This is a genomic window from Methylorubrum podarium (genome assembly GCF_022179745.1).
Classification (GTDB): Bacteria; Pseudomonadota; Alphaproteobacteria; order Rhizobiales; family Beijerinckiaceae; genus Methylobacterium; species Methylobacterium podarium.
Map to the genome: position 1 here is coordinate 1 of NZ_BPRD01000573.1, position 1,306 is coordinate 1,306.

Annotated in this window: 1 protein-coding gene; it reads right to left on the reverse strand. The window is 66.0% G+C overall.

The window, feature by feature from the left end:
• Positions 1–1,181 (reverse strand): formamidase (fmdA, locus tag MFF42_RS23770; RefSeq protein ID WP_238258264.1); only part of this gene is annotated, 1,181 nt, incomplete at its 3' end.
• Positions 1,182–1,306 lie beyond the last annotated feature (125 nt).

The window sequence follows — 1,306 nt, forward strand, 5'->3', positions numbered from 1 at the left end:
GTCGGCCCGGCCGCGGACGGGTTGATGTCGAAGTCGAAGATGCCGGTCGGAATCCAGAGCGTCGCGCAGGCGTTCGGGCTGTCGACGACGCCGGAGATGTGGCCCTGGACCGGGGCGGTGCCGAGGATCGAGTAGGCCTGGGCGCCCGAATATCCGAATTTCTTCAGGTACTCGATCGCGTTGAGGCAGGCCTGACGGTAGGCGACGGTGACGTCCAGGTAGTGCTGCTTGCCGTACTCGTCGACGGAGACGCCCTCGAAGATCAGGTGGTCGTCGTATTTCGGGGTGACCGGCGACGGCTTGAAGATCGGGTTCTTGATCCCGTACTTGGCCATGCCGTCCTTGATCAGGCTCACCTTGAGGTGGACCCAGCCCGCCATCTCGATGGCGCCGCAGAAGGTGATCTCGCCGTCGCCCTGGCTGAAATGCAGGTCGCCCATGGAGAGGCCGGCGCCCGGCACGTAGACGGGGAAGTAGATCTTCGAGCCGCGCGACAGATCCTTGATGTCGCAATTGCCGCCGTGCTCGCGCCCCGGCACCGTGCGGGCGCCAGTGGCGGCGGCCGCCTCCTTCGCGTCGCCCTTCAGCCGGCCCATATGCGCGGTCGGGCCGAAGGGGAGGGTGGCCAGCGCCGGCACCCGGCTCGGATTGGTGTCGTAGAGTGCCTTCTCGCGGGTGTTCCAGGTCTCCAGCATCTTCGGATCGGGCAGGCAGCCGATCAGGCCGGGATGGATCAGGCCGGGGAAGCGCACGCCGGGAACGTGGCGCGACTTGGTGAACATGCCCTCGAAGTCCCAGATCGACTTCTGCGCCTGGGGGAAGTGCTCGTCGAGGAAGCCGCCGCCGTTGTTCTTCGAGAAGAAGCCGTTGAAGCCCCACTGGCTCTCGGGCTTGGCGCCGATATCGAGCAGGTCGACGACGAGCAGGTCGCCGGGCTCGGCGCCCTCGACGCCGATCGGGCCGGAGAGGAAGTGGACGATCGACAGGTCGATGTCGCGCACGTCGTCGGCGGAATCGTTGTTCTTGATGAAGCCGCCGGTCCAGTCGTAGGTCTCGACGATGAAGTCGTCGCCGGGCTTCACGGTCGCGACCATCGGGATGTCCGGGTGCCAGCGGTTGTGCACCATGTCGTTGTCGTAGGCCGACTGCGTGAGATCGACCTTGATCAGGGTCTCGGGCATTTCCTTCCGCTCCTCTTTTGCTCGATTGCGGACAGCCGTCCCCGTTGCGTGTCCGGGGTTGTTCCGGCCGCTCTCGTGGATGTCGTGAACGCGGCGTCTGCCGACGCGCTCTCCTCCCCCTTGCG